1 protein-coding gene is annotated in these 26691 nt (G+C 75.3%); it reads right to left on the minus strand.

The window, feature by feature from the left end; all coding sequences use genetic code 11:
* Positions 1–3: 3 nt before the first annotated feature.
* On the minus strand, positions 4–26670 hold the full coding sequence (locus AB0B33_RS41145; RefSeq protein ID WP_360782194.1) for a type I polyketide synthase: 26667 nt from the start codon (positions 26668–26670) through the stop codon (positions 4–6).
* Positions 26671–26691 lie beyond the last annotated feature (21 nt).

Here is a 26691-nt window from a genome sequence, read left to right on the forward strand (position 1 = left end):
GGGTCAGGTGGCCTCGCCGTCGAGCGCCGCGCGGACCAGGTCGTCGACCGACATGCCGTCGAAGTCGGCGGCCCCGTCCCCGGCCGGGTCGGGCCCGGCCAGGCGGCGCAAGGTGTCCAGCACGCCGCTTTCGCGCAGGCGCGCCGGGGAAACGGCCGCGAGCAGGGCCCGCAGCTCGGTGTCCAGGTCATCGGGGACCCGCTCGTCACCGACGAGCTGCCGCACCAGGTCGGCGGCGAGCACGGCGGGCGACGGCTGGTCGAACACGAGCGTCGCGGGCAGGTCGAGCCCGGTCGCCGCGGCCAGCTGGTTGCGCAGCTCGATCGCGCTGAGGGAGTCGAAGCCGAGCCCGGAGAACGGCCGCTCCGGGTCGACCGCGTGCGGCCCGGCGAACCCGAGCACCGCGGCGACCTGGGTGCGGACGACGTCGAGCGCGGCCTTCTCGCGGTCCGGCACCGGCAGCTTGCCCAGCCGCTCCCGCAGCGCCGCACCCGCATCGGCCGGAGCCGGCGCTTCCGCGGTCAGGCGGTGGTACTCCGGCAGGTCGGTCAGCAACGGCGCCGGCCGGGCCGCGGTGAACGCGCGCAGGAAGGTGGCGTGGTCGATGTCGGCGACCACCGGTGCCGCGTCGGTCGCGAGCACGACCTGCGCGAACGCGGTGAGCGCCAGCTCCGGCGCGACCGGCCGGGTGCCGGTGCGCTGGGCCCGGGCCGCCGCGTCGGCGGTCTCGGCCATGCCCGCCCGCCAAGCGCCCCAGGCGATCGAGGTGCCGGGCAGCCCGTCCGCGCGCCGCTGTTCGGCGACGGCGTCGAGCACGGCGTTCGCCGCGGCGTAGTTGGCTTGGCCGGCGTTGCCGACCGAGCTGGACGCCGAGGAGAACAGCGCGAAGACGTCGAGGTCCAGCTCGCGGGTGACGCGGTCGAGCACGAGCGCGGATTCGGCCTTCGCCGCGAACACGGCGTCGAACCGGTCCGGGCCGTAGCCCTCGAGCACGCCGTCGTCGAGGACGCCGGCCGCGTGGATCACCGCGGTGACGTCGGCGGTGAGCAGCTCCCGCACGGCGTCCGGGTCGGTCAGGTCGCAGGCGACGACCGACGCCCGCGGGCCCAGGTCGGCCCGCAGCGCGACGGCGTCCGGGGTGTCCGGGCCGCGGCGGCCGGTGAGCACGACCCGCGCGGCGCCTTCTGCCAGCGCCCAGCGGGCGACGTGCTTGCCGAGCGCGCCGGTGCCGCCGGTGACGACGACGGTCCCGCGCGGCTGCCACGCCCGCGCCGACGGACCGGCCGGGGCGCGCACGAGCCGCCGGGCGAACCCGCCGGCCGCCCGCACCGCGACCTGGTCTTCGGTGCCGGCGAGCACCGCGCCCAGCCGGGCGAAAGCGTGGTCGTCGAGGTCGGCGGGCAGGTCGACGAGACCGCCCCAGCGCTGCGGCTGCTCCAGCGCCGCGACCCGGCCCAGGCCCCAGAGCGCGGCCTGCGCGATCGAGGTGACCCGGTCCGACGGCACGGCGGTGACCGCGCCGCGGGTCAGGCACCACAGCCGGGCCGTGCTGCCGGTGCCGGCCAGTGCCTGCAGCAGCGCGGTGGTGGCCGCGGCGCCCGCGGCCGGCGTGGATTCGTCCAGGCCGAGCAGGGAAACGACGCCGGTGCCGGCACCGGCGAGCGCCTCGGTCAGTGTCTCGCGATCGGTGCCGGTGACGTCCACCCGCTCGGCGCCGAGCGCCTTGACCACGCCGGCGACCCAAGGGTCTTCGGCGAAGCCGGCGGGCACGACGACCAGCCACGTCCCGTCCGGCACCGCACCCGCAGCGCCGCCGAGCGGCTTCCAGGCGACGCGGTACCGCAGCTCGTCCACAGTGGACTGCTGCGCCCGGCGGTGCTGCAGGTCGAGCAGGGCGGGCAGCACGGCGTCGAGCGCGGCGCGGTCGACGTCGATCTCCTTGGCGAGCACGTCGGCGTCCAGGCCGGTCAGGAAGTCCGGCGTGGCGGTCGCGGCGACCGGGGTGTCCGGCCAGAAGCGCTCGTGGTGGAACCGGTAGGTGGGCAGGTCGACCGGGCGCGCCCCGGCGAACAGCCCGGCCCACTCGACCGGGGTACCGCCGACGTCGAGCCGGGCCAGCGCGGAGAGCAGCGTCGGCTCGTCCTCGCGGCCGGCGCGCAGGGCGGCGGTCACGGTGGCGGACTCGCCGGTGAGCGTCCGGGTGAGCGCGGCGAGGGTGCGGTCCGGGCCCAGTTCCAGGTACTTCGTGACGCCGAGCGAGTCGAGCGCGGCGACCGCACCGGCGAACAGCACCGGACGGCGGACGTGCTCGGCCCAGTACGCCGGGCTCCCGAGCTCGCCGGTGACCGGGGACGCGGTGACGGTGGACACGACCGGCAGCACCGGCGGGGCGAACTGCACCCCCGCGGCGATCCGCTCGAATTCGTCCCTCATCGCGTTCATATGCGACGAGTGAAACGCGTGGCTGACCCTTAAATGTCTAGTCTTTCGGCCGCGGGCCGCGACGAGCTCCGCGACCTCGGCGACCGCGTCGGTGTCTCCGGAGACGACCACGGCTTCGGGTCCGTTGACCGCGGCGATCGACAGCGGCCGCCCGCTGATCAGCTCTTCCGCCTCGGCTTCGGTGACCTGCAGCGCGGCCATCGCCCCGCCCGGCAGCTCCTGCATGAGCCGGCCGCGGGCGGCGACCAGCGTGCAGGCGTCGGCCAGCGACAGCACCCCGGCCGCGTGGGCGGCGGCGAACTCGCCGATCGAGTGCCCGGCCAGGTGGTCGGGCCGCACGCCCCACGACTCGACGAGCCGGTAGAGCGCGACCTCGACGGCGAACACCGCCGGCTGCGACCACCGGGTCTGCGCCAGCACGCCGGCGTCGTCGCCGAAGACGACGTCCCGCAGCGAGCCGGGCAGGTCGAGGTCCAGGTGCGCGCAGGCCTCGTCGAACGCGGCGGCGAACACCGGGAACCGTTCGTACAGGTCACGGCCCATGCCCGGGTACTGCGACCCCTGCCCGGAGAACAGGAACGCGAGCTTCCCGGCCGCCGGCTTGCCGGTGTGCACCAGCGGTGACGACGTCCCCGCGGTGAGCGCGCCGAGCCCGGTCAGCAGTTCCTCCCGGTCCCCGGCCACGACGACCGCCCGCGACTCGAACCAGGCGCGGGTCGTCGCCGCGGAGAAGGCCACGTCGGGCAGCGCGAGTTCGGGGTGCGTGACCAGGTGGTCCCGCAGGGCGCGGGCCTGGGCCCGCAGCCCGTCGTCGCTGCGCGCGGACAGCCGGACCGGCACGGTCGCCGGGGCGGCGGCCGGGCGCGGTTCCACCGCCGGGGCCTGTTCCAGCACCAGGTGGGCGTTGGTGCCGCTGGCGCCGAACGCGGAGATCCCGGCCCGGCGGGGGTGCCCGGTCTCGGGCCACGGCCGGCTCTCGGTGAGCAGCGCGACGCGGCCCGCCGACCAGTCGACGTGCTCGGACGGCTTGTCCACGTGCAGGGTCTTCGGCAGCAGCCCGTGGCGCATGGCCAGCACCATCTTGATCACCGCCGCCGCACCGGCCGCGGCCTGCGTGTGGCCGAGGTTCGACTTGACCGAGCCGAGCAGCAGCGGCTGTTCGCGGTCACGGCCGTAAGTGGCCAGCAAGGCTTGCGCTTCGATGGGATCGCCGAGCTTCGTGCCGGTGCCGTGCGCCTCGACGGCGTCCACTTCGGACGGTGCCAGCCCCGAGACGGCGAGGGCGCGCTTGATCACGCGCTGCTGGGCCGGGCCGCTGGGCGCGGTGAGCCCGTTGGACGCGCCGTCGGAGTTGACCGCCGAACCCCGCACCACGGCGAGGACCGGGTGCCCGTGGCGGCGCGCGTCGGACTCACGTTCCAGCACGATCATGCCGACGCCTTCGGACCAGCCGGTGCCGTCGGCGGCGTCGGCGAAGGCCTTGCAGCGCCCGTCCGGCGACAGCGCACCCATCTCGCCGAACTCGACGAACCCGGTCGGGCTCGACATCACCATCACGCCGCCGGCGACGGCCAGGGAGCACTCCCCCGTCCGCAGTGCCTGCGCGGCCAGGTGCAGCGCGACCAGCGAGGACGAGCACGCGGTGTCGACGCTGACCGACGGGCCTTCCAGCCCCAGGGCGTAGGAGACGCGGCCGGAGAGCAGGCTGGCCGCCTGCGCGGTGGCCTGGTGGCCCGGCGTGTCGGTGGGCGGGGTGTAGTCGCCAGAGCCGCCGCCGATGTAGACGCCGGTGTCGCCGCCGCGCAGCCCGGTGGCGTCGATGCCGGCGCGTTCGAAGGCCTCCCACGCCACTTCGAGGACGAGCCGCTGCTGCGGGTCCATCACGATCGCCTCGCGCGGCGCGATCCCGAAGAAGCCGGGGTCGAACTCGGCGGCGTCGTGCAGGAAGCCGCCTTCCTTGGCGGCGCTGCTGCCCGGGCCGTCGCCGGTGAGCGTGGCCAGGTCCCAGCCGCGGTCGGCCGGGAAGCCGCCGACGACGTCCCGTTCGTCGACGACCGCCCGCCAGAGGTCTTCGGGCGAGCCGATGCCGCCGGGGTAGCGGCAGCTCATGCCGACGATGACGACCGGGTCGTCCCCGAGTGCCGCCGGAGCGGCTTCGGTGGCGACTTCTTGTTCGTCGCCGAACAGCTCGGTCAGCAGGAACGCGGTCAGCTCGCGCGGGGTCGGGTGGTCGAACACCAGCGTGGCCGGCAGCCGCAGCCCGGTCTCGCTGCTCAGGACCGTGCGCAGGTCCATCGCGGTGAGCGAATCGAAGCCCAGTGCGGAGAACGCGCGGTCGGCCTCGATCCGGTCGGTGCCGGGGTGGCGCAGCACGGTCGCGGCCGCGGTCCGGACGAGGTCCAGGACGACGTCGGACCGTTCGCCCGGAGCCAGGTCGCGCAGGCCGGAACCGGTCGACGGCGCCGGGGTGAACAGCGGCGACAGCAGCGGGCTCGGGCGCGCCGCCGTGAACGCCGGGCCGAAGCGGTCCCACCGGACGTCGGCGACGACCGTGGTGAGGTCGGCGGACCGTACGGCGGTGCGCAGCGCGGCCGTGGCCGCGGCCGGGTCGAGCACGGGCAGCCCGCTGTCGCGCAGGTGGGCCTCGTCCTCGCCGGTGCCCGCCCACGCCGCGAAGGCGACGACGGACGCGGGTTCGCCGCGGTCACGGCGTTGCCGCGCGAAGGCTTCCAGTTCGGCCGCTTCGGCGGCCTCGTCGCCGCGGCCGCGCACGCCCCAGACCCCGGCGATCGAGGTGAGCAGGACGAACGCGTCCAGGGGCCACCCGGCGTACCGCTTGGCCTCTTCGAGGCTTCCGCTGTGGATGACCGCGTCCGGCGGGGACGCCAGCGCGGCCGGGTCGCGGACGACGTCGACCCCGGTCAGGTGGTCGGCGAGGAGTGCGGCGGGTCCGTCGCCGGTGACGAGCACGGTGCCGCGCGGCTCCCAGCGTTCCCCGCCCGCGGTGGCGCGGGTCAGGCGGCGGCCGTAGACCCCGGCCGCGCGGACGGCGACCTGGTCTTCCGCCCCGCCGAGCACCGCGAGCAGCCGGGCCGCGGCGCGGGTGTCCAGTTCGGCCGGGACGTCGACGAGCCCGCCCCAGCGCTGCGGGTCGTGCAGGGCCGCGACGCGGCCGAAGCCCCACAGCGCGGCCGGGCCGTCGACGCGTTCGGCCGGGGTGACCGCGACCGCGCCGCGCGTCAGGCACCAGACCGGGACGTCGACTTCGGCGAGCAGTTCCCTGGTTCCCGCAACGGTTTCCCGCAGCGACACGACGAGGTCGGCGCCGGCCGGGTCGCGGCCGGCCCCGAGGGCTTCGGTGACCCGAGCGGCCCACTCGGCGTCGTCGCCGGGGACGACCGCGATGTTCGCGGCCTTCGGCTCGCCGACGCCGACCGGCTGCCAGGTGATCCGGTAGCGCAGTTCGTCGGCCGCGGCCGCTTCGGCCTGCTTGCGCCGCCACGCGGCGAGCGCGGGCAGGACCGCGTCGAGCGTGGCCGGTTCGATGGCGAGCTGGTCGGCGAGCCCGGCGGTGTCCGCGCGGTCGACCGAGGCCCAGAAGCCGTCGTCGGCCGGCCCGCTCGTGACCACCTCGGGCCAGTACCGCTCGTGGTCGAAGGGGTAGGTCGGCAGTTCGGTGCGGCGGGCGCCGGTGCCGGCGAACCACGCGGCCCAGTCCGGGTCGACGCCCGCGGTGAACAGCGTGCCCAGCGCGGCCGCGGCACTGTCCTCTTCGGACCTGCCCCGGCGCGCCAACGGGACGACCACGCGGTCGCCGGCCGGTTCGACCAGCGGTGCCAACGCGGCGTCGGGCCCGACCTCGACGAACAGCGACACCTCGGCCAGCCGGTCGAGGGCGTCGCCGAAGCGGACGGTCTCGCGCACGTGCCGCACCCAGTACTCGGGGTCGGTGACGTCGCCGTCGCTGACGAGCGGGATGACCGGGGCCGCGAACCGCAGCCCGGTCACGACGGTGCGGAACTCCGGCAGCATCGGGTCCATCAGCGGCGAGTGGAAGGCGTGGCTCACGGTCAGCCGCCGTCCGCCGCCGAAGGTTTCGGCCACCGCGAGCACGGCGTCCTCGTCGCCGGAGAGCACGACGGACTCCGGGCCGTTGACCGCCGCGATGGCGACGCCGTCGGTGAGCCGCGTGCGGACGTCGGCTTCCGAGGCGCGGAGAGCGACCATCGCGCCGCCTTCCGGCAGCTCCTGCATCAGCCGGGCCCGGGCGGCGACGAGCGTGCACGCGTCTTGCAGCGAGAACACCCCGGCCACGTGCGCCGCGGCGACCTCGCCGATCGAATGCCCGGCGACGAAGTCCGGACGCACCCCCCACGACGCCAGGAGCCGGAACGCGGCGACCTCGAACGCGAACAACGCGGGCTGCGCCCGGCCGGTCCGGTCCAGTTCGGCCGCGTCCTCGCCCCAGGCGACGTCGCCCAGCGGCATCCCGAGGTGCGCGCAGACCTCGTCCCACGCGTCGGCGAACACCGGATACCGCGCGTACAGCTCGCGGCCCATGCCCAGGCGCTGGGCGCCCTGCCCGGAGAACAGGAACGCGGTGACCCGCTCGCGGGCCACTCCCCGGCTCACGACCTCGCCGCCGACCAGCACGGCGCGGTGGTCGAGCGCGGCCCGGCCGGTGGCCAGGGTGTACCCGGTGTCGAGCGCGTCGCCGGCCACAGTGGACAGCAGCGCGTCCAGCGCCGTCTCGGAACGCGCCGACACCGGCCACGGCACGACCGCGGGTGCGGTGCCGGGCGCGGCGTCCCGCACGGGCGGGGCTTCCAGGATGACGTGCGCGTTCGTGCCGCTGACCCCGAACGACGACACGGCCGCCCGGCGCGGACGGGCCGTCTCGGGCCACGCGGTCGCCTCGGTGACCAGATCGAGCGCACCTGCCGTCCAGTCCACATGGGACGTCGGCGCCCCGACGTGCAGCGTCTTCGGCACCACGGCCCGGTTGAGGGAGAGCACCATCTTGATCACGCCCGCGGCACCCGCGGCGGCCTGCGTGTGCCCGAGGTTGGACTTGACCGACCCCAGCAGCACCGGCGTCTCGCGGTCCTGCCCGTAGGTGGCCAGCAGTGCCTGCGCCTCGATCGGGTCACCGAGCGTCGTCCCGGTGCCGTGCGCCTCGACGACGTCGACGTCCGAAGTGGACAGACCGGCGTCGGCCAGCGCCGCCCGGATCACGCGTTGCTGCGACGGGCCGTTCGGCGCGGTGAGGCCGTTGGAAGCGCCGTCCTGGTTGATCGCGGACCCCTTCACCACGGCGAGGATCTCGTGGCCGTGCCGGAGTGCGTCGGACTGCCGCTCGACGACGAGCACGCCCGCGCCTTCCGACCAGGCCGTGCCGTCGGCGTCGTCGGAGAACGCCTTGCAGTGCCCGTCGGCGGCGAGGCCGCCCTGGGCGTCGAACTCGGTGAACGAGAACGGGCTGGTCATCACGGTGACGCCGCCGACCAGGGCCAGCGAGCATTCGCCGTCGGTCAGTGCGCGGGCGGCCCAGTGCAGGGCGACCAGCGAAGACGAGCACGCGGTGTCGACCGTGACGGCCGGGCCTTCCAGGCCGAGGGTGTAGGACAACCGTCCGGAAAGGACACTCGCCGTGGTGCCGGTGGCCATGTGCCCGGCGACGTCGGCGTCGGAGTTGAGCAGCAGCCCGGTGTAGTCCTGGCCGTTGGTGCCGACGAAGACGCCGGTGTCGGTGCCGCGCAGGCTCGCCGGGTCGATGCCGGCGTGCTCCAGCGACTCCCACGACGTCTCCAGCAGGAGCCGCTGCTGCGGGTCCATCGCCAGTGCCTCGCGTGGGGAGATGCCGAAGAAGCCGGCGTCGAACCCGGCGGCGTCGGGCAGGAAGCCGCCGTGGCCGTCGCCGAGCTTCGCGAGGTCCCAGCCGCGGTCGGCCGGGAACGGCCCGATCGCGTCGCCGCCGTCCTCGAGGAGCTGCCAGAAGGTGCGCGGGGAGGTGACGCCGCCGGGGAAGCGGCAGCCGATGCCGACGATCACCACCGGGTCGCCGGCGGCGGCGCGGGTGGTGACCGTGGTGCCGGCCGGTGTGTCGGCGCCGAGCAGCTCGCCGAGCAGGAACGCCGTGAGCGCGCGCGGGGACGGGTGGTCGAACACCAGCGACGACGGCAGCGCGAGCCCGGTGGCCGCGCCGATGCCGTTGCGCAGCTCGACCGCGGTGAGCGAGTCGAACCCGAGGTCGGCGAACGCGGCGTCCGGGGCGACCGCGCCGGCGTCGGCGTGGCCCAGCACCATCGCGACCTGCGTGCGCAGCAGGCCCAGCAGGTGCTTCTCCCGGTCGGCGGGCGGCAGCGCGGTGAGGGTGCCGCGCAGGTCGCCGCGCTCCCCCGCTTCCCGGGCTTCGCTGAGCACGGCCTTCGCCCGCGGCAGGTCGGCCAGCAGCGGGAACGGCCGGCCGATCGTGAAGGCCGGGACGAACCGCGCGAAGTCGATGTCCGCGACCAGGATCTCGGTGTCGCCGGCGCCGATCGCGCGCCGCATCGCCGCGACGGCCCGGTCCGGCGGCAGCAGCGCGAGCCCGCCGCGGCCGACGCGGTCCTGCACCCCCGCGTTGCCGCCGAGCATGCCGGCGCCCGCCCACGGGCCCCACGCGATCGACGTCGCCACGCGGCCGGCCTCCCGGCGGCGCGCGGCGAGCGCGTCGAGGTGGGCGTTGGCGGCCGCGTAGTTGCCCTGCCCGGCCGCGCCGAACGTGCCGGCGGTCGAGGAGAACAGCACGAACGCGTCCAGGTCGAGGTCCGCGGTCAGCTCGTCGAGGTGCTCCGCGCCGGCGCACTTCGCCTCGAACACGGCCGCGAACTGCTCCGCGGTGAGGGAGTCGGTGGTGCCGTCGTCGACCACACCGGCGGTGTGCACGACGGCGGTCAGGTCCGGGATCGTGGCGATGACCCGGCCGAGGGCGTCGCGGTCGGCGACGTCGCAGGCTTCGAGGGTGACGCGGGTGTTCAGCTCCTCGGCCAGCTCGGCCGCACCCGGAGCGTCCGGGCCGCGGCGGCTGAGCAGCACGAGGTGGTCGGCGCCCGCATCGGCCAGCTGTCGTGCGACCTCCGCGCCGAGCCCGCCGGTACCGCCGGTGATCAGCACCGTACCCCGCGGGGTGTAGTCCGTTATACGACCTGCGGGTGCGGTGGTGAGGCGGCGGGCGAAGACGCCCGAGGGGCGGATGGCGACCTGGTCTTCGTCGCCGATCCCGCGCAGGACGGCGAAGAGGCGGCCGGCCGCGCGGGCGTCGAGGACCTCGGGGAGGTCGACGAGCCCGCCCCAGCGTTGCGGCTGTTCCAGGCCCAGCACCCGGCCGAGGCCCCAGAGCGCGGCCGCGTGCGGGTCGGGCGCGGGGTCCGCCGCGCCGGTGCTGACGGCGCCGCGGGTGCCCCACCACAGCGGGGCCTTGTCCCCGAGTTCCCGCGCGAAGTGCAGCGATTCGGCGGGGTCGGACAACAGCGAAAGCACGTGGTCGGCTTCGGGCAGCTCGGCGCCCGGCTCGACCCGGGTACCGCCGAGGGCTTCGGCGACCGAGTCCGCCCACGGGTCGTCGTGGGCCACGACCAGCACCCTGCTGGGCGCGGCGGGTTCGGCGCGGACCGGGCTCCAGACCACGCGGTAGCGCCAGTCGTCCACTTCGGACTCTTCGCGCACGCGGTGGCGCCACGCGGTGAGCGCGGGCAGGACGGTGCCGAGCGCGTCGCGGTCGACGTCCAAGGTGGTCGACAGCTCTTCGACGTCGGCCGCTTCCAGCGCGGTCCAGAAACCGGTGTCGGCTTCCGGTGCCGCGGCGGCGGGTTCCGGCCAGTAGCGGGACCGCTGGAAGGCGTACGTGGGCAGGTCGATCCGGCGGGCGCCGGTCCCGGCGAAGAACGCGGCCCAGTCCGGCCGGTACCCGCGGGAGTGCAGGTCGGCGAGCACCGCGGCGACGGTCTCCTCCTCCGGCCGGTCCTTGCGCAGCATCGGCTTCGCGGTGGACAGCGCCGACAGGACCGCGTCGGGCCCGAGTTCGACGTAGGCGGTGACCCCGGCTTCGTCCAGGGTCGTGAGGGCGTCGGCGAACCGGACGGCCTCACGGGCGTGCCGCACCCAGTAGTCCGGGCCGTCGACCGGGTCGGTTCCGTCCACCGCCGAGACGAACGGCAGTTCCGGTGCCGAGAAGGTGAGCCCGGCGATGGCGGCGCGGAACTCGGCCAGCACCGGGTCCATCGACGCGGAGTGGAAGGCGTGCGACACGGTGAGCCGCCGGGTCTTCCCGAACCGTTCCGCGAAGGCGAGCACGGCGTCCTCCGGTCCGGAGACCACAATGGACTCCGGGCCGTTGACCGCGGCGACGTCGACGCCGTCCGGCAGCTGCGCGCGGACGGCCGCCTCGGTCGCCCGGATCGCGACCATCGCGCCACCGGCCGGGAGGGCCTGCATGAGCCGGCCGCGGGCTTCGACCAGCGTGGCCGCGTCGGCCAGGGAAAGCACCCCGGCGACGTGCGCGGCGGCGATCTCGCCGACCGAGTGCCCGGCGACGTGGTCGGGCCGCACGTCCCAGGACTCCAGGAGCCGGGCCAACGCGACCTCGATCGCGAACAGCGCCGGTTGCGCGTACCGGGTTTCGTTCAGCAGCGCGGCTTCCGGCGTGCCCGGCTCGGCGAAGAGCACGCTCCGCTCCAGCTCGAGGTGCGCGAGGACTTCGTCGAGGGCCTCGGCGAACACCGGGAACCGCTCGTACAGCTCCCGCCCGGCGCCGGGCCGCTGGCTGCCCTGGCCGGTGAAGAGGAACGCCGTCGTGGGACGGGTGGCCGACGTGCCCCGCAGGACGTGCGGGGCGGGCTCGTCCTCGGCGATCGCGGTCAGACCGCTTCGGACATCCTCGGCCGTCGCGGCCAGGATCACCGCGCGGTGGCTGAGGTCCGCGCGAGCCGTGGCCAGGGTGAAGGCCAGGTCGGCCGGTTCGCCGGGCCACGCCTTGAGCCTGGCGGCTTGGGCGCGCAGGGCTTCCGGTGTCCGGGCCGAGACCACCACGGGCACGGTCCCGAGCGTCATCGGCTCCGGCGCCGCGGCCGGTTCGGGGGCCTGCTCCAGTACCGTGTGGACGTTCGTGCCGCTCAGGCCGAACGAAGACACCGCGGCTCGCCGGGGTTCCCCCGTGTCCGGCCAGTCGGCGGTTTCGTCGAGCAGCCGGATGGCGCCGCCGGACCAGTCGATGTGCGACGACGGCGTGTCCGCGTGCAGGGTTTTCGGCAGCACGCCGTGGCGCATGGCCATGACGAGCTTGACCACGCCGGCGATGCCCGACGCCATCTGCGTGTGGCCGAGGTTGGACTTGACCGAGCCGAGCAACAGCGGTCGTTCGCGGTCACGGCCGTAGGTGGCCTGCAGCGCCTGGACCTCGATCGGGTCGCCGAGCGGCGTGCCGGTGCCGTGGCCCTCGACCGCGTCGATGTCCGAAGTGGACAACCCGGCGCTCGCGAGGGCCTGGCGGATGACACGTTGCTGGGACGGGCCGTTCGGGGCGGTCATGCCGTTGGACGCGCCGTCGGAGTTCATCGCCGAGCCGCGGACGACCGCGAGGATCTCGTGACCGTTGCGCTGGGCGTCGGAAAGGCGCTCGACGAGGACCAGCCCGACGCCCTCGGCGAGGCTCATGCCGTCGGCGTCGTCGGAGTAGGCCTTGCAGCGGCCGTCGGGCGCCATCGCGCGCTGGCGGCTGAACCCGATCCACGGCGCCGGCGTCGCCATCACCGTGACCCCGCCGGCGAGCGCGAGCGAGCTCTCGCCCGAGCGCAGCGACTGGCACGCCAGGTGCAGCGCGACCAGCGACGACGAGCACGCCGTGTCGAGCGTGACGGCCGGGCCCTCCAGCCCGAACAGGTAGGCGATCCGGCCGGAAAGGACACTCGACACCGCGCCGGTGATCATGTGCCCTTCGGAGCCCTCGGCCGCGTTGAGCACGGTCGAGGCGTAGTCCTGGTAGCTGGCGCCGACGAACACGCCGGTCCGGCTCCCCCGCGCCGCGGCCGGGTCGACGCCCGCGCGTTCGAAGGTCTCCCAGGCGACTTCCAGCAGCAGGCGCTGCTGGGGGTCCATCGACAGGGCCTCGCGCGGGGAGATCCCGAAGAAGCCCGCGTCGAAGTCCGCGACGCCGTCGAGGAACCCGCCGAGCGTCGAGTAGGTCTTGCCACTGCGGTCCGGGTCGGCGTCGAACAGCCCGGCGGCGTCCCAGCCGCGGTCGGGCGGGAACGACGAGATCGCGTCGCCGCCGCCGATGATCAGGTCCCACAACGCTTCCGGCGAGGTGACCCCGCCGGGGAACCGGCAGCTCATGCCGACGATGGCGATCGGCTCGTCCACGGCGGTGGCCGCGACGACGGTCTCGCCGGCCACCGGGCCGTCCAGGGTGGACAGGATGAAGCCGGCCAGGGTGTCCGCGTTCGGGTAGTCGAACACGACCGTGCTGGGCAGGCTGAGCCCGGTCACGACCTCCAGGCGGTTGCGCAGGTCGACCGCGGTGAGCGAGTCGAAGCCCAGCTCGCGGAAGGCGCGATCGGCCTCGACGGCGTCGCCGCCGGAGTGGCCGAGCACGGCGGCCGCTTCGGCGCGCACGAGGTCGACGACGAGCCGCCGCCCGGCGTTGGCGGGGAGCGCCCGGACCCGGCTCGCGAACGCCGAGGCGTCCGCGGTGTCGTCGGCCGCTTCGGCGAGCTTGCGGACGGCCGGCAGCTCGGAGAACAGCGGGCTGGGCCGCACCGACGTGAACACCGGGTGGTAGCGGTCCCAGTCGAGGTCGGCGATGAGCAGCGAGGTTTCGTCGTCGGCCAGCGCGCGCTCGAGCCCGGCGAGCGCCAGGCGGGGTTCCATGAACCGCAGGCCGCTGCGCAGGATCCGGCCGGGGTCGACCCGGCCCAGCTCGCGGTCGTCGGCCCAGATCCCCCAGGCGACGGTGGTCGCGGGCACCCCGCGGGCGCGCCGCTGCTCGGCGAGGGCGACGAGGTGGGCGTTGGCGGCCGAGTAGGCGCCGTGGTCCCCGCTGCCCCACAGGCCGGCGGTCGAGGAGTACATCACGAAGTGCTCGAGTTCGCCGTCGTCGAGGAGTTCGTCGAGGACGCTGTCGAGGTTGGTGGCGCCGGTGACCTTGGCGTCGAGGACCTCGGCGAAGGCGGTCGGGACGGTGCCGGTGAGCGGGGCGAGCGCGATGTGCGCGGCGGTGTGCACGACGGTGGTGATCCGCCGGCCTTCGCCTTTGAGCCGGCCGATCAGCGCGGCGACGGCATCCCGGTCGGTGACGTCGAGCGAGACCACCTCGGCCGACGCCCCCAGCTCGTCCAGGAGGGCTTGGGCGTTGGGCGCGTCCGGCCCGCGACGACCCGTGAGCACGAGGTGCTCGATGCCTTCCGCGGCGAGCCAGCGGGCCAGGTGCGGCCCGAGGGTGCCGGTCCCGCCGGTGATGACGGCGGTCCCGTGGGCGCGCCAGGGCCGCTGGGGCGCACCGCTGACGGGGGCGGGCACGAGCCGGCGGGCGAAGACGCCACCCGACCGGACCGCGAGCTGGTCTTCGTCCCCGGCCCCGGCGAGCACGGCGACGAGCCGCCGGGCGGCCGCCGCGTCGAGGGTTTCGGGCAGGTCGACGAGCCCCGCCCAGTGCGCGGGGTGTTCGAGGGCGGCGGACCAGCCGAGCCCGTGCACCTGGGCTTGCGCCGGGTCCCGGACGGGATCGGCGGGCCCGGTGGAGACGGCACCGCGGGTCAGCGCCCAGACCCGGGGGGCGGGCTCGGCCCCGGCGACGGCCTGGACGAGCGAGAGGGTGCGGAGGAGACCGCGGTCGAGGCCGGGGTGGCCGGTCGGGGTGTGGTCGGCGGCGAGGAGGGAGACGATCCCGGTGACCCCGTCGAGGTCCCCCAGTGCGGCGGCCACGTCGTCGTCCTCGATGGCGGCCACGCGCACGTCGGCGCCGTGCGCGCGCAGAACGTCGGCGACGTCGTCACCACTGCCGAGGACGAGCCAGGTGCCGGTCAGCGTCGTGCCGGCCGGGCGGACCGGGCGCCACGCGATCCGGTAGCGCCAGGAGTCCACCGTGGACTCGTCGTCGCGGCGGGCGTGCCAGGCCGACAACGCGGGCAGCAAATCCGTCAAAGCGTTCTGCTGCCGGTCGTCCAGATCGAGCAGGCTCGTGAGCCCCGCCCGGTCGTCGCGGGCGATGGCCTGCCACAGCTCGTCGTCGGCCGGAGCCACCGTCGCGTCGGTCTCGTCGATGGCCCAGTAGTGCTCGTGCTGGAAGGCGTACGTCGGCAGGTCGATCCGCCGCCCGCCGGTGAGGGTGTCCGCCCAGTCGACCGCCACCCCGCGGGTGTGGGCCTCGGCCAAGGACTTCAAGAAGCGCTCGACCCCGCCGTCGTCGCGGCGCAGCGTGCCCAGCGCCGTGACCGGGACGCCGGCCGTCTCGGCCAGCTCGCCGATCGCCATGCCGAACACCGGGTGCGGGCTCGACTCGACGAACACCGCGTGCCCGTCGGCGACCGCGGCCGACAGCGCCGCGGCGAACTCGACCGTCCCACGCAGGTTCCGGCACCAGTACTCGCCGGTCAGCTCGGCCGGCTCGACCAGCCCGCCGGTGACCGTCGAATAGAACCGGACTCCGGTCTCACGCGGGGACACCGGCGCCAGCAGCTCCGCCAGCTCGGCGGCGATCCCGTCGACCTGCGGCGAGTGCGCGGCGAAGTCGACACCTTCCAGGCGCCACCGCATCAAGCCGGCCTTCGCCAGGCGGACCTCCAGCTCCGCCAAGGCAGCGGGCTCGCCGGACACGGTGACCGAGCGCGGCCCGTTGACCGCGGCGACCGCGATCCGGTCGGCCAGCTCCCCGATCAGCGAACGGACCTCGTCCCGGCTCGCGACGACCGACAGCATCGCGCCGTGCCCGGAAAGCCGCTCGGCGATCAGCTTCGACCGCAGCGCGACCACCCGCGCACCGTCCTCGAGGGACAGTGCACCCGCGACGCACGCGGCCGCGATTTCCCCCTGCGAGTGCCCGATCACGGCGACCGGCTCGACGCCGTGCGCGCGCCACAGCTCGGCGAGCGACACCAGCACCGCCCACAGCACCGGCTGGACGACGTCGACGCCGGTGAGGGCGTCGTCGTGCAGCACGTCCGCGAGTGACCAGCCGACGAAGGGGTCGAGCGCGGCGGCGCACTCGGCCAGCCGTCCGGCGAACACCGGCGACGTGGTCAGGAGTTCGCGCGCCATGCCCGCCCACTGCGAGTCCTGGCCGGGGAAGACGAACACCGGCGCGCCGGACCGCTTGGCCGTGCCCTGCACGAGCGCGGGGTCGGCGGTGTTCCCGGCGAGCGCGGTCAGGCCGCGCCGCAGGTCGGCGATGTCTTCGCCGACGACCACGGCGCGCTGTTCGAACGTCGCGCGGTGGTGCGCGAGCGTCCGGCCGACGTCGACCGGGCGCTCGTCGCCGAGGAAGTCCAGCAGCCGCAGCGCCTGGACCTTCAACGCGGGCGCGCTCTTCGCCGACAGCGGCCAGACGACCGGGCCGGTGTGCTCGGGCTTCGCGGCTTCTTCGAGCGCGGGCGCGGCCTCGATGATCGCGTGGGCGTTGGTGCCGCTGATGCCGAACGACGAAACGCCGGCGCGGCGCGGGTGCCCGGTCTCCGGCCACGCCGTTTCCTCGGCGAGCAGCTCGATCTCGCCGGCGGTCCAGTCGATCTTCGTGGACGGCTTGGCCACGTGCAGGGTGCGCGGCAGCACGCCGTGGCGCATGGCGTGCACCATCTTGATCAGGCTCGCGACCCCGGCGGCCGACTGCGTGTGCCCGATGTTGGACTTCACCGAGCCGATCAGCAGCGGGCGTTCGCGGTCGCGGCCGTAAGTCGCCTGCAGTGCCTGGACTTCGATGGGGTCGCCGAGCGCGGTGCCGGTGCCGTGCGCGTCGAGCGTGTCCACTTCGGACGGTGCGAGACCGGCGTTGGCCAGCGCCTGGCGGATCACGCGCTGCTGCGACGGGCCGTTGGGCGCGGTGAGGCCGTTGGACGCGCCGTCGGAGTTGACCGCCGTGCCGCGCACGACGGCCAGGATCGGGTGCCCGTGGCGCTGGGCCTCGGAAAGCCGTTCCAGCACGAGCATCCCGGCGCCCTCGGCGAGGGACATGCCGTCGCCTTCGTCGGAGAACGCCTTGCAGCGGCCGTCGAAGGCCAGCGCGCGCTGGCGGCTGAACGCGACGAACGGGTCGGGCGAGGCCATCACCGTGACACCGCCCGCGATGGCGAGTTCGGACTCGCCGGAGCGCAGCGACTGGCAGGCCAGGTGCAGCGCGACCAGCGACGACGAGCACGCCGTGTCGACGGTGACCGACGGGCCCTCGAACCCGAACAGGTACGACAACCGTCCGGAAAGGACACTCGGGATGGTGCCGGTGACGAGGTGGCCTTCGGTGCCGTCGCCGGTGGCGACGCCGTAGTCCTGGAAGCTGGAGCCGACGAACACGCCGGTCCGGCTGCCGCGCACGGCCGCCGGGTCGACGCCCGCGCGTTCGAAGGCCTCCCAGGACACTTCGAGCAGCAGCCGCTGCTGGGGGTCCATCGACAGGGCCTCGCGCGGCGAAATGCCGAAGAAGCCGGCGTCGAACTCGGCGGCGTTCTCGAGGAACCCGCCGAGCGTCGAGTAGGTCTTGCCACCGCGTTCGGGATCGGGGTCGAACAGGCCGGCGGCGTCCCAGCCGCGGTCGCCGGGGAACGCCGAGATCGCGTCGACGCCGCCGGTGACCAGGGCCCAGAGCTCTTCGGGCGTGGTGACGCCGCCGGGGAAGCGGCAGCCCATGCCGACGATGGCGATCGGCTCGTCGGTGGCCCCGGTCGCGGCGGCCACGGCGTCGGCGGCGCCCGGGCCGTCGATCTCGGCGCGCAGGAACGCGACCAGCGCGAGCGGGGTCGGGTGGTCGAAGACGAGCGTCGCGGGCAGGGCGAGCCCGGTGGCGTCGGCGAGGTGACGGCGGAATTCGACGGCGGTGAGCGAGTCGAACCCGAGGTCGCGGAAAGCGCGTTCTTCGGCGACGGCGCCGGCGGTGACGTGCCCGAGCACGGCGGCGGCCTCGGTGCGGACGAGGTCGAGCAGCGCGCGGTCGCGTTCGTCCTCGGACATCCCGGCGAAGCGGGCGGCGAAGGCGCTGACGACGGCGCTCACCGGCTCGGCCCGGGTCTCGGCGAAGGCGTCGAAGAGCCGGGTGGCGCGGGTGGCGGTGAAGACGGGCAGGAAGGTGTCCCAGGCGACGTCCGCGACGACGACGGCGGTGTCGTCGCGCACCAGGGCGCGTTCGAGTTCGGCGAGAGCGCTTCCGGTCGGCAGGAAGCCGAGCCCGCGCCGGCTCAGCTGGCCGGCGACGTGCTCGTCGGTGGCCATGCCCTCTTCGGCCCAGGCGCCCCAGGCGATGGAGGTGGCCCGGCGCCCCTTGCCGCGGCGGGCCTCGGCGAGGGCGTCGAGGTAGGCGTTGCCGGCGGCGTAGGCGGCCTGGCCCCCGCTGCCCCAGACGCCCGCGACGGAGCCGAAGAGCAGGAAGAAGTCGAGGTCGTGCCCGGCGAGGAGGGCGTCGAGGTGCGCGGCCCCCTGGGTCTTGGCGGCCATGACGCGGGTGAGTTCGGCGAAGTCCGTGGTGTGGACGGGGTCCATGGCCTGCGCGATGCCGGCGGTGTGGACGACGCCGGAGATGCCGGGGTGCTGCTGGAGGAGCGTCTCGACGGCTTGGCGGTCTCCGATGTCGGCCTTGGCGATGGTGACGCGGGCGCCGGCGGCGGTGAGTTCTTGTTCGAGCGCTTCCGCGCCGGGGGCATCGGGACCGCGGCGGCTGACGAGCACGAGGTGCTCGGCTCCGGCGCCGGCGAGCCACCGGGCGACGGACGCGCCGAGGGCGCCGGTGCCGCCGGTGATCAGGACGGTACCGCGGGCTTGGAAGCGTCCCGGGGTTTCGGCCGGCTGGTAGCGCGTGATGCGGCGGCCGAAGGCGCCTTGCGGCCGGAGGGCGACCTGGTCTTCGCCGTTCGCGCCGGCGAGGACGGCCGCGAGCCGCCTTCCCGCGGCGAGGTCGAGGCCGGCCGGGAGGTCGACGAGGCCACCCCAGAGCGCGGGCTGTTCGAGCGCGACGGTGCGGCCGAACCCCCAGAGCCGGGCGGCCCGGGGGTCGGGCCCGCGGTCACCGGGGGTGGCGACGGCGCCGGTGGTGAGGCACCAGAGCCGCAGCCCGAGGTCGGCGTCGCCGAGGGCTTGGACGAGGGTGAGGAGGTCTTCGAGGCCCCGGTCACCGGTGGCGGGGAGGTGGATGACGCCCTCGGCCGGCCCGGCGGCGGTGAGCGCGGCGGCAAGAGCGGCGCGGTCAGCGTCTCCAGGCCCATCGACCTGGTCGGCGACCGCGAGATCCGCCGTGGCGATGCGGGTCACCGTTGCGCCGTGGGCCACCAGCGCCGACTCGACCTCCGCTCCCTCCCCCGCGGCGGCCGTCACGAGCAGCCAGCGGCCGGTCAGCGCCGGGGTCTCCGCCGTGCGGAACGAGGTCCACTCCGTCCGGTACCGCCAGGACTTCGCCGTCTCCTCGGCCGCTCGGCGGTCGCGCCAGCCGGTCAGGGCCGGGAGCAGCGTCTCCAGGGACGACCGCTGGTCCTCCCCCAGGTCCAGCAGCCCGGCCAGCTCCGCCGCGTCGCCCCGGCCGATGGCCTCCCAAAGGGGGCCCTCCGACTGCTGTTCCGGGGCCCGCCGAACCGGGGTCGCCCAGTAGTGCTCGCGCTGGAACGGGTACGTCGGCAGATCCACCGTCCGGCCGCCGCCCAGGTACGTGCGCCAGTCGACCGCACACCCGCGGGTGTGCAACGTCGCCAGCGCCCAGACCGCCGACTCCGGCTCCGGGCGGTCCTTGCGCAGCAGCGGCACCGTGCCCGGCCGGTCCAGCAACGCCGACAGCGTGCCGTCCGGGCCCAGCTCCAGGTACGTCGACGCCGCGTCCGCGACCGTCTCCGTGAAGCGGACCGTCGCGCGCACGTGCTCGACCCAGTACTCGGGCGAGCACACGTCCCCGTGCGAGACGAAAGACAGAGCCGGCGCGGCGAAGTCCAGGGTGGAAACCACCGCACGGAACTCGTCCAGCATCGGGTCCATCAGGTGCGAGTGGAACGCGTGCGACACCGCAAGCCGCGTGGTCTTCCCGAACCGCGCCGCGACCGCCAGCACCGCCTCTTCGACGCCCGACAGCACCACCGACTCCGGCCCGTTCACGGCCGCCAGGTCGACACCGTCCACAAGGGCCGCCCGGACATCCTCTTCGGACGCCCGGACCGCCACCATCGCCCCGCCCGCGGGCAGCGCCTCCATCAAGCGGGCACGGGCCGACACCAGCGTGCACGCGTCAGCCAGCGACAACACGCCCGACACGTGCGCGGCCGCGATCTCGCCGACCGAATGGCCCGCGACGACGTCCGGGCGCACGCCCCACGACTCCAGCAGCCGGAACGCCGCCACGCCGAACGCGAACAGCGCCGGCTGCGCGTTCCCGGTCCGCTCCAGCGCGGCCGCGTCCGTACCCCACACGACGTCGCGCAGGGCCGGGTCGCACCGGTCGAGCACGTCGGTGAACACGCCGGCGAACACCGGGAACCGCGAAGCCAGCTCACGTCCCATGCCGAGCCGTTGCGCGCCCTGGCCCGGGAAGACGAACGCCAGCCCACCGCCGGTGACCGACCCGGTCACCACGCCGGGAGCCGGGCCGCCGGCGGCCAGCGCGGCGAGTGCCGCAGGAGTGTCCGGGCCGAGCACCACGGCCCGGTGTTCGAACGCCGTCCGCGTCGTCGCCAAGGACCACGCCAGGTCGCCGCGCGGGAAGTCGAGCCGGGCCAGGTTCGCGGCCTGGGCGCGCAACCCCTCGGCGGTCCGCGCCGAAAGCAGCAGCGGTGCGTCCTCGAGAGTCTCGACGGGGCCGGACACGACCGCGGGGCCCGCTTCGAGCACCACGTGCGCGTTCGTCCCGCTGATGCCGAACGAGGACACACCCGCCCGGCGCGGCCGGTCGGCAGCGGGCCACGGCGTCGAGGAGGACGCCAGCGACACGGCTCCGGCGGTCCAGTCCACATGGGACGAAGGCGTGCCCGCGTGCGGGGAACCCGGCACCGTGCCGTGCTCCATCGCCAGGACCATCTTGATGATCCCCGCGACACCCGCCGCGGCCTGGGTGTGCCCGATGTTCGACTTCACCGAACCCAGCAGCAGCGGCGTCTCACGGTCTTGGCCGTACGTCGCCAGCAGCGCCTGCGCCTCGATCGGATCGCCCAACGTCGTCCCGGTGCCGTGCCCTTCGACGACGTCGACGTCCGAAGTGGACAGACCCGACACCGCCAGCGCCGACCGGATCACGCGCTGCTGCGAGGGACCGTTCGGCGCGGTCAGGCCGTTGGACGCGCCGTCGGAGTTCACCGCCGAACCGCGCACCACGGCGAGCACGCGGTGCCCGTGCCGGCGCGCGTCCGACAGCCGCTCCAGCACCAGCACGCCGACACCTTCGGACCAGCCGACCCCGTCGGCCTCGTCCGCGTAGGACCGGCACCGGCCGTCCGGGGAAAGCCCGCGCTGCCGGGAAAACTCGACGAACGAGTTCGGCGTGGACATCACCGTCACGCCGCCGGCCAGTGCCAGCGAGCACTCCCCCGACCGCAGCGCGTGCGCCGCCCAGTGCAGCGCCACCAGCGACGACGAACACGCCGTGTCCACCGTCACCGCGGGGCCTTCGAGACCGAGCGCGTAGGCGACCCGGCCGGACACCACGCTCGACGCCGTCCCGCTGCCCTGGAAGCCTTCGAAGCCGCCGCCGGCCAAGACCAGGCCGTAGTCGTTGTACATCACGCCGGCGAACACGCCGGTCGCGCTGCCGCGCAGGGTCCGCGGGTCGATCCCGGCGCGCTCGATCGCCGTCCAGGACGCCTCCAGCAGCAGGCGCTGCTGCGGGTCCGTGGCCTCGGCCTCGCGCGGGCTCATGCCGAAGAACGCGGCGTCGAATTCGCCCGCGTCGTGCAGGAAACCGCCCTCGCGGGTGTAGGACGTGCCGGTGTGGTCGGGGTCCGGGTGGTACAGCGCGCCGAGGTCCCAGCCGCGGTTGACCGGGAACGGCGACGTCGTGTCGCGGCCCTCGGCCACCGCCGCCCAGAGGTCCTCCGGCGACGCGATCCCGCCCGGGAAGCGGCAGCTCATGCCGACGATCACGACCGGGTCGTCGTCGGCGACCGCGGTCCGGGTGACGGCCGGTCCGCCGGTTTCGGCGCCCAGCAGCCGGTCGCGGAGGTGGCCGGCGAGCGCGGCCGGGGTCGGGTAGTCGAACGCGGTCGTGGCGGGCAGCCGCAGGCCGGTGGCCGCGTCCAGCCGGTTGCGCAGCTCCACCGCCGTCAGCGAATCGAAGCCCAGCTCGGCGAACGAGCGCGCCGGGTCGACCGCGCCCGCGCCGGCGTGCCCGAGCACGGCGGCGACTTCGCGGCGCACCAGGTCGGTCACCCGTGCGGCACGCCCGGCGTCGTCCAACGTGGACAGCTGCTGGGCCAGCCGGCCGGCACCGCCGGCGGTGCGCACCGCGCGGCGGGTGCCGACCAGCGAACGCAGCACGGCCGGGGGTTCCGGCTGCGCGGCGAGCACCGGGAGGTCGAAGCGGACCGGTACGACGGCCGGTTCGCCGGTCGTCAACGCGGCGTCGAACAGGGCGAGGCCCTCGGCCTCGGTCAGCGCCGGGATGCCCAGCCGCGCGAACCGGCCGCCGGCGGCGCCCGCCATGCCCTCGCCGCCCCAAGGGCCCCACGCCAGCGACACCGCGGGCAGTCCCGCGGAGCGGCGTTCCCGGGCGAGGGCGTCGAGGAACGCGTTGGCCGCGGCGTAGTTGGCCTGCCCGGCCGCGCCGAGGGTGCCCGCCAGCGACGAGAACAGCACGAACGCGTCGAGCTCGAGGTCCCGGGTCAGCTCGTGCAGGTGCCAGGCGGCGTCCGCCTTCGGCGCGAGGACCTTCGCGAGCCGGCCGGCGTCGAGGGTGTCGAGGAGCCCGTCGTCGAGGACGCCGGCGGCGTGCACGACGGCGGTGAGCGGGTGCGCGGCCGGGATCCCGGCCAGCAGCGCGGCGAGCGCGTCGCGGTCGCCCGCGTCGCAGGCGGCGACCGTGACGTCCGCGCCGAGCCCGGCCAGCTCGGTGACCAGCCCCTCGGGCGCGGCGCCGCGGCGGCCGGCCAGGAGCAGGTGCCGGACGCCGTGCTCGCGCACGAGGTGCGCGGCCAGCACCCGGCCCAGCTCGCCGGTGCCGCCGGTGATCAGGACGGTCCCGTCCGGGTTCCACGCGGGCGCCTCGCCGGTCGCCGTGCGCACCAGCCGCGGCGCCAGGACGCGCCCGTCGCGGACCAGGAGCCGGGGCTCGCCGGTCGACAGCGCCGTTTCCAGCACTTCGGCGGGCACGTCCTCGGTGGACTCGATCAGGACGAACCGGCCGGGGTGTTCCTGCTGCGCGGCCAGGACCAGGCCGCGCACGGCGGCGGCGGGGAGCGCGGCCGGGACGACCAGCGCCAGCCGGCGCGCGTCCTCGGTCAGCCGCTCCCGCAGCAACTCCAGGGCCTCCCCCGCGAGCGCCCGGGCGGCCTCGGGCGGGGTTCCGTCCGGAATGGACAGGGTGACGACGTCGGCGTCGTGACCGGTGACGCCGGTGACCGGTTCGGTCCAGTCCACCCGGTAGACGCCCCCGCCGGTCACCGGGGCCTCGGTCGAGATCGGCCGCACGGTGAGCGAGGCGGCCGTCGCGACGACGTCGCCTTCGGGCGTGGTCAACGACAAAGCCAAGGTGTCGTCGCCGGTTTTGCGCAACGCGACGCGCAGGGCGGTCGCGCCGACCGCGCGCACGGCGACGTCCTGCCACGAGAACGGCACCCCGCCCGGGCCGGCGAAGCAGGCCGCGGCGTGCAGGGCCGCGTCGAACAGCGCGGGGTGCAGGTCGAACGTCTCGGCCTCGACGTCGTCGGGCAGGGCCACTTCCGCGAACACGTCGTCGCCGCGCTGCCAGGCCGCGCGCAGCCCCTGGAACGCCGGGCCGTACTCGCGCTCGTCGTAGAAGCCGGTGAGGTCGACGGCGGTGGCGTCCGCCGGCGGCCAGGCGCCGGGGACGTCCACAGTGGATCCGATCCGCTCGGCCAGCCGGCCGACCGCGTGCGAGGTCCAGCTGACCTCGCCGTCGGGTCGCGAATGGACGGCCACCGGGCGGCGGCCCCGCTCGTCCGGCGCACCGACCCAGACCTGCACGACCACGCGCTCGCCGGCCGCGCCGAGCACCAGCGGGCGGGTCAGCGTCAGGTCTTCGACGTCCGGGCAGCCGGTCTCGGCACCGGCCCGGACGGCCAGTTCCAGCAGCGCGGTGCCGGGCACGACGACCACGCCGCCGACGCGGTGGTCGGCGAGCCAGGCGTGGGTGCCCGGGTCCAGCCGGCCGGTCAGCAGCAGGCCGCTGGCGTCGGCGACCTCGACCGCCGTGCCCAGCAGCGGGTGGTCGACGCTGCGCAGCCCGGCGGAACGCAGGTCGCCGCGGGCGCGGCCGGTGTCGCGCGGCCAGAACCGCTGCCGCTGGAAGGCGTACGTCGGCAAGTCGACCCGGGTCCCCGAGCCGTCGAAGAACGCGGTCCAGTCCACGCCGACGCCGTCGCCGTGCAGCCGGCCGAGCGCTTCGGCGGCCGACGTGGCCTCATCGCGGTCCTTGCGCAGCACCGGCACGGCGAGCGCGCCGGGGACGTCGACCAGCGGCGTCAGCGCGGCTTCCGGGCCCACCTCGACGAAGCGCCGCACACCGGCGTCGGCCAGCCGGGCGAGGGCGTCGCCGAAGCGGACGGTCTCGCGGACGTGCCGCACCCAGAACTCCGGGTCGGTGACGTCGCCCGCGGTGACCAGCGGCACCGCCGGCTCGGCGAAGGTCAAGCCCGAGACGACCTCGCGGAACGCGGGCAGCATCGGGTCCATCAGGGGCGAGTGGAACGCGTGGGACGCGCGCAGGCGGGTTGTGCGCTCGAACCGCGCGGCGACGGCGAGGACGGCCTCCTCCACACCGGACACCACCACGGCCGAAGGCCCGTTGACGGCGGCGATGTCGGCACCGTCCACCAGGGCCGCCCGGACGTCCTCTTCGGACGCGCGCACGGCGGCCATGGCCCCACCGGCGGGCAGCGCGCCCATCAGGCGGGCGCGGGCCGAGACCAGCGCGCAGGCGTCGTCGAGCGTGAGCACCCCGGCGCAGTGCGCGGCGGCGATCTCGCCGGCCGAGTGTCCCGCCAGGACGTCCGGGTGGACACCCCACGACGCCAGGAGCCGGAAGAGCGCGACTTCGACGGCGAAGATGGCCGGCTGGGCCTGCGCGGTGTCGGCGAGGCGGTCCGCGTCGGCGCCCCACACGACGTCCCGCAGCTCGGGCCCGAAACGGGCGAGGACCTCGTCGAACGCGGCCGCGAACACCGGGTAGGCACGGTGCAGCGCCCGGCCCATCCCGAGGTGCTGGGAACCCTGGCCGGTGAACAGGAACGCGGTCTTGCCCTTGACCCGCGGAGACGCGAAACCCGTCAAGTCACGCAGGGCCGCAACGACCTCGGCGACGTCCGAACCGACCACAGTGGACCGGACGTCGAACGCCGTCCGCGCGGTGGCCGCGGTGAAGGCCACATCGGCGAGCGGAGTCCCCCGCTCGAGCACGTCGGCCAGCCGGGCGGCCTGCGCCCGAACGGCGTCTTCGTTCTTGCCCGACACCAGGATCGGCAGCGGCCGCGCGACCCGCTCGGAGACCGGCTCCTCGACGGCCGGCGCCTGCTCGACGATCACGTGCGCGTTCGTGCCGCTCAGCCCGAACGACGAGACGCCGGCGCGCCGCGGTTCGCCGGTCTCCGGCCACGGCGTCGCCGCGGTCGCCAGCTCGACGCGTCCCGCGGTCCAGTCCACATGGGACGACGGCGTGTCCACGTGCAACGTCGGCGGGACGACGCCGTTGCGCATCGCCAGCACGACCTTGATCACCCCGGCGACACCAGCCGCCGCCTGGGTGTGCCCGAAGTTCGACTTGACCGAGCCGAGCAGCAGCGGCGCCGGCCGGTCCTGCCCGTAGGTCGCCATCAGCGCCTGCGCCTCGACCGGGTCGCCCAGCGTGGTCCCGGTGCCGTGCGCTTCGACGACGTCGACCTGCGCGGGCGCGAGCCCGGACGTCTTCAGCGCCTCGCGGATCACGCGCTGCTGCGACGGGCCGTTCGGCGCGGTGAGCCCGTTGGTGGCGCCGTCCTGGTTGACCGCGCTGCCGCGGACCACCGCGAGCACCGGGTGCCCGTGGCGGCGCGCGTCGGACAGCCGTTCCAGCACCAGCACGCCCGCGCCCTCGGCCCAGCCGGTGCCGGCGGCGGAGTCGGCGAAGGAGCGGCAGCGGCCGTCCGGGGACAGGCCGCCCTGGCGGCTGAACTCGACGAACGTCGTCGGCGCGGACATCACCGTGACGCCACCGGCGAGCGCCAGTTCGGACTCGCCCGAGCGCAGCGACTGCGCGGCCAGGTGGAGTGCGACCAGCGAAGACGAGCACGCGGTGTCCACGGTGACGGCCGGGCCGACCAGCCCGAGGACGTAGGCGAGCCGACCGGACAGCACGCTGTTCGTGTTGCCGGTCAGCAGGAAGCCTTCGGACGGGCCCGCCGCGCCGGTCAGGTACTCCTGCGCCATCGCGCCGACGAACACGCCGGTGCGGGTGCCCTTCAAGGCGGACGGCACGATGCCGGCGCGTTCGATCGCCTCCCACGCCGTCTCGAGCAGGATCCGCTGCTGCGGGTCCATTTCGGCCGCTTCCCGCGGCGAGATGCCGAAGAAGCCCGCGTCGAACTCGGCCGCGTCGAGCAGGAAGCCGCCGGACATCGCCGCTTCGCCGCCGTCCGCGGCGAGCGCGCCGAGGTCCCAGCCGCGGTCGGCCGGCAGCCCGGTGACGCCGTCACGCCCGGAGCTCAGCAGCTCCCAGAAGTCCTCGGGGCCGGCGACGCCGCCGGGGTAGCGGCAGCCGAGCCCGACGATCGCGATCGGCTCGGCGGCGCGGCTCTCCAGCTCCGCCAGCTTCTGCTGGGTGCGCACGAGGTCCGCGCTCGCCCGCTTGAGGTAGCTCCGCAGCTTCTGTTCGTTGTCCATGAATCAGCAACCCATCCCGAC

The organism is Amycolatopsis sp. NPDC049159 (assembly GCF_040648295.1).
Taxonomy (GTDB): domain Bacteria; phylum Actinomycetota; class Actinomycetes; order Mycobacteriales; family Pseudonocardiaceae; genus Amycolatopsis; species Amycolatopsis pretoriensis_A.

Coding starts and splice junctions, on each gene's coding strand:
- AB0B33_RS41145 (WP_360782194.1), bottom strand. CDS start 26,670: ATGGACAACGAACAGAAGCTGCGGAGCTACCTCAAGCGGGCGAGCGCG.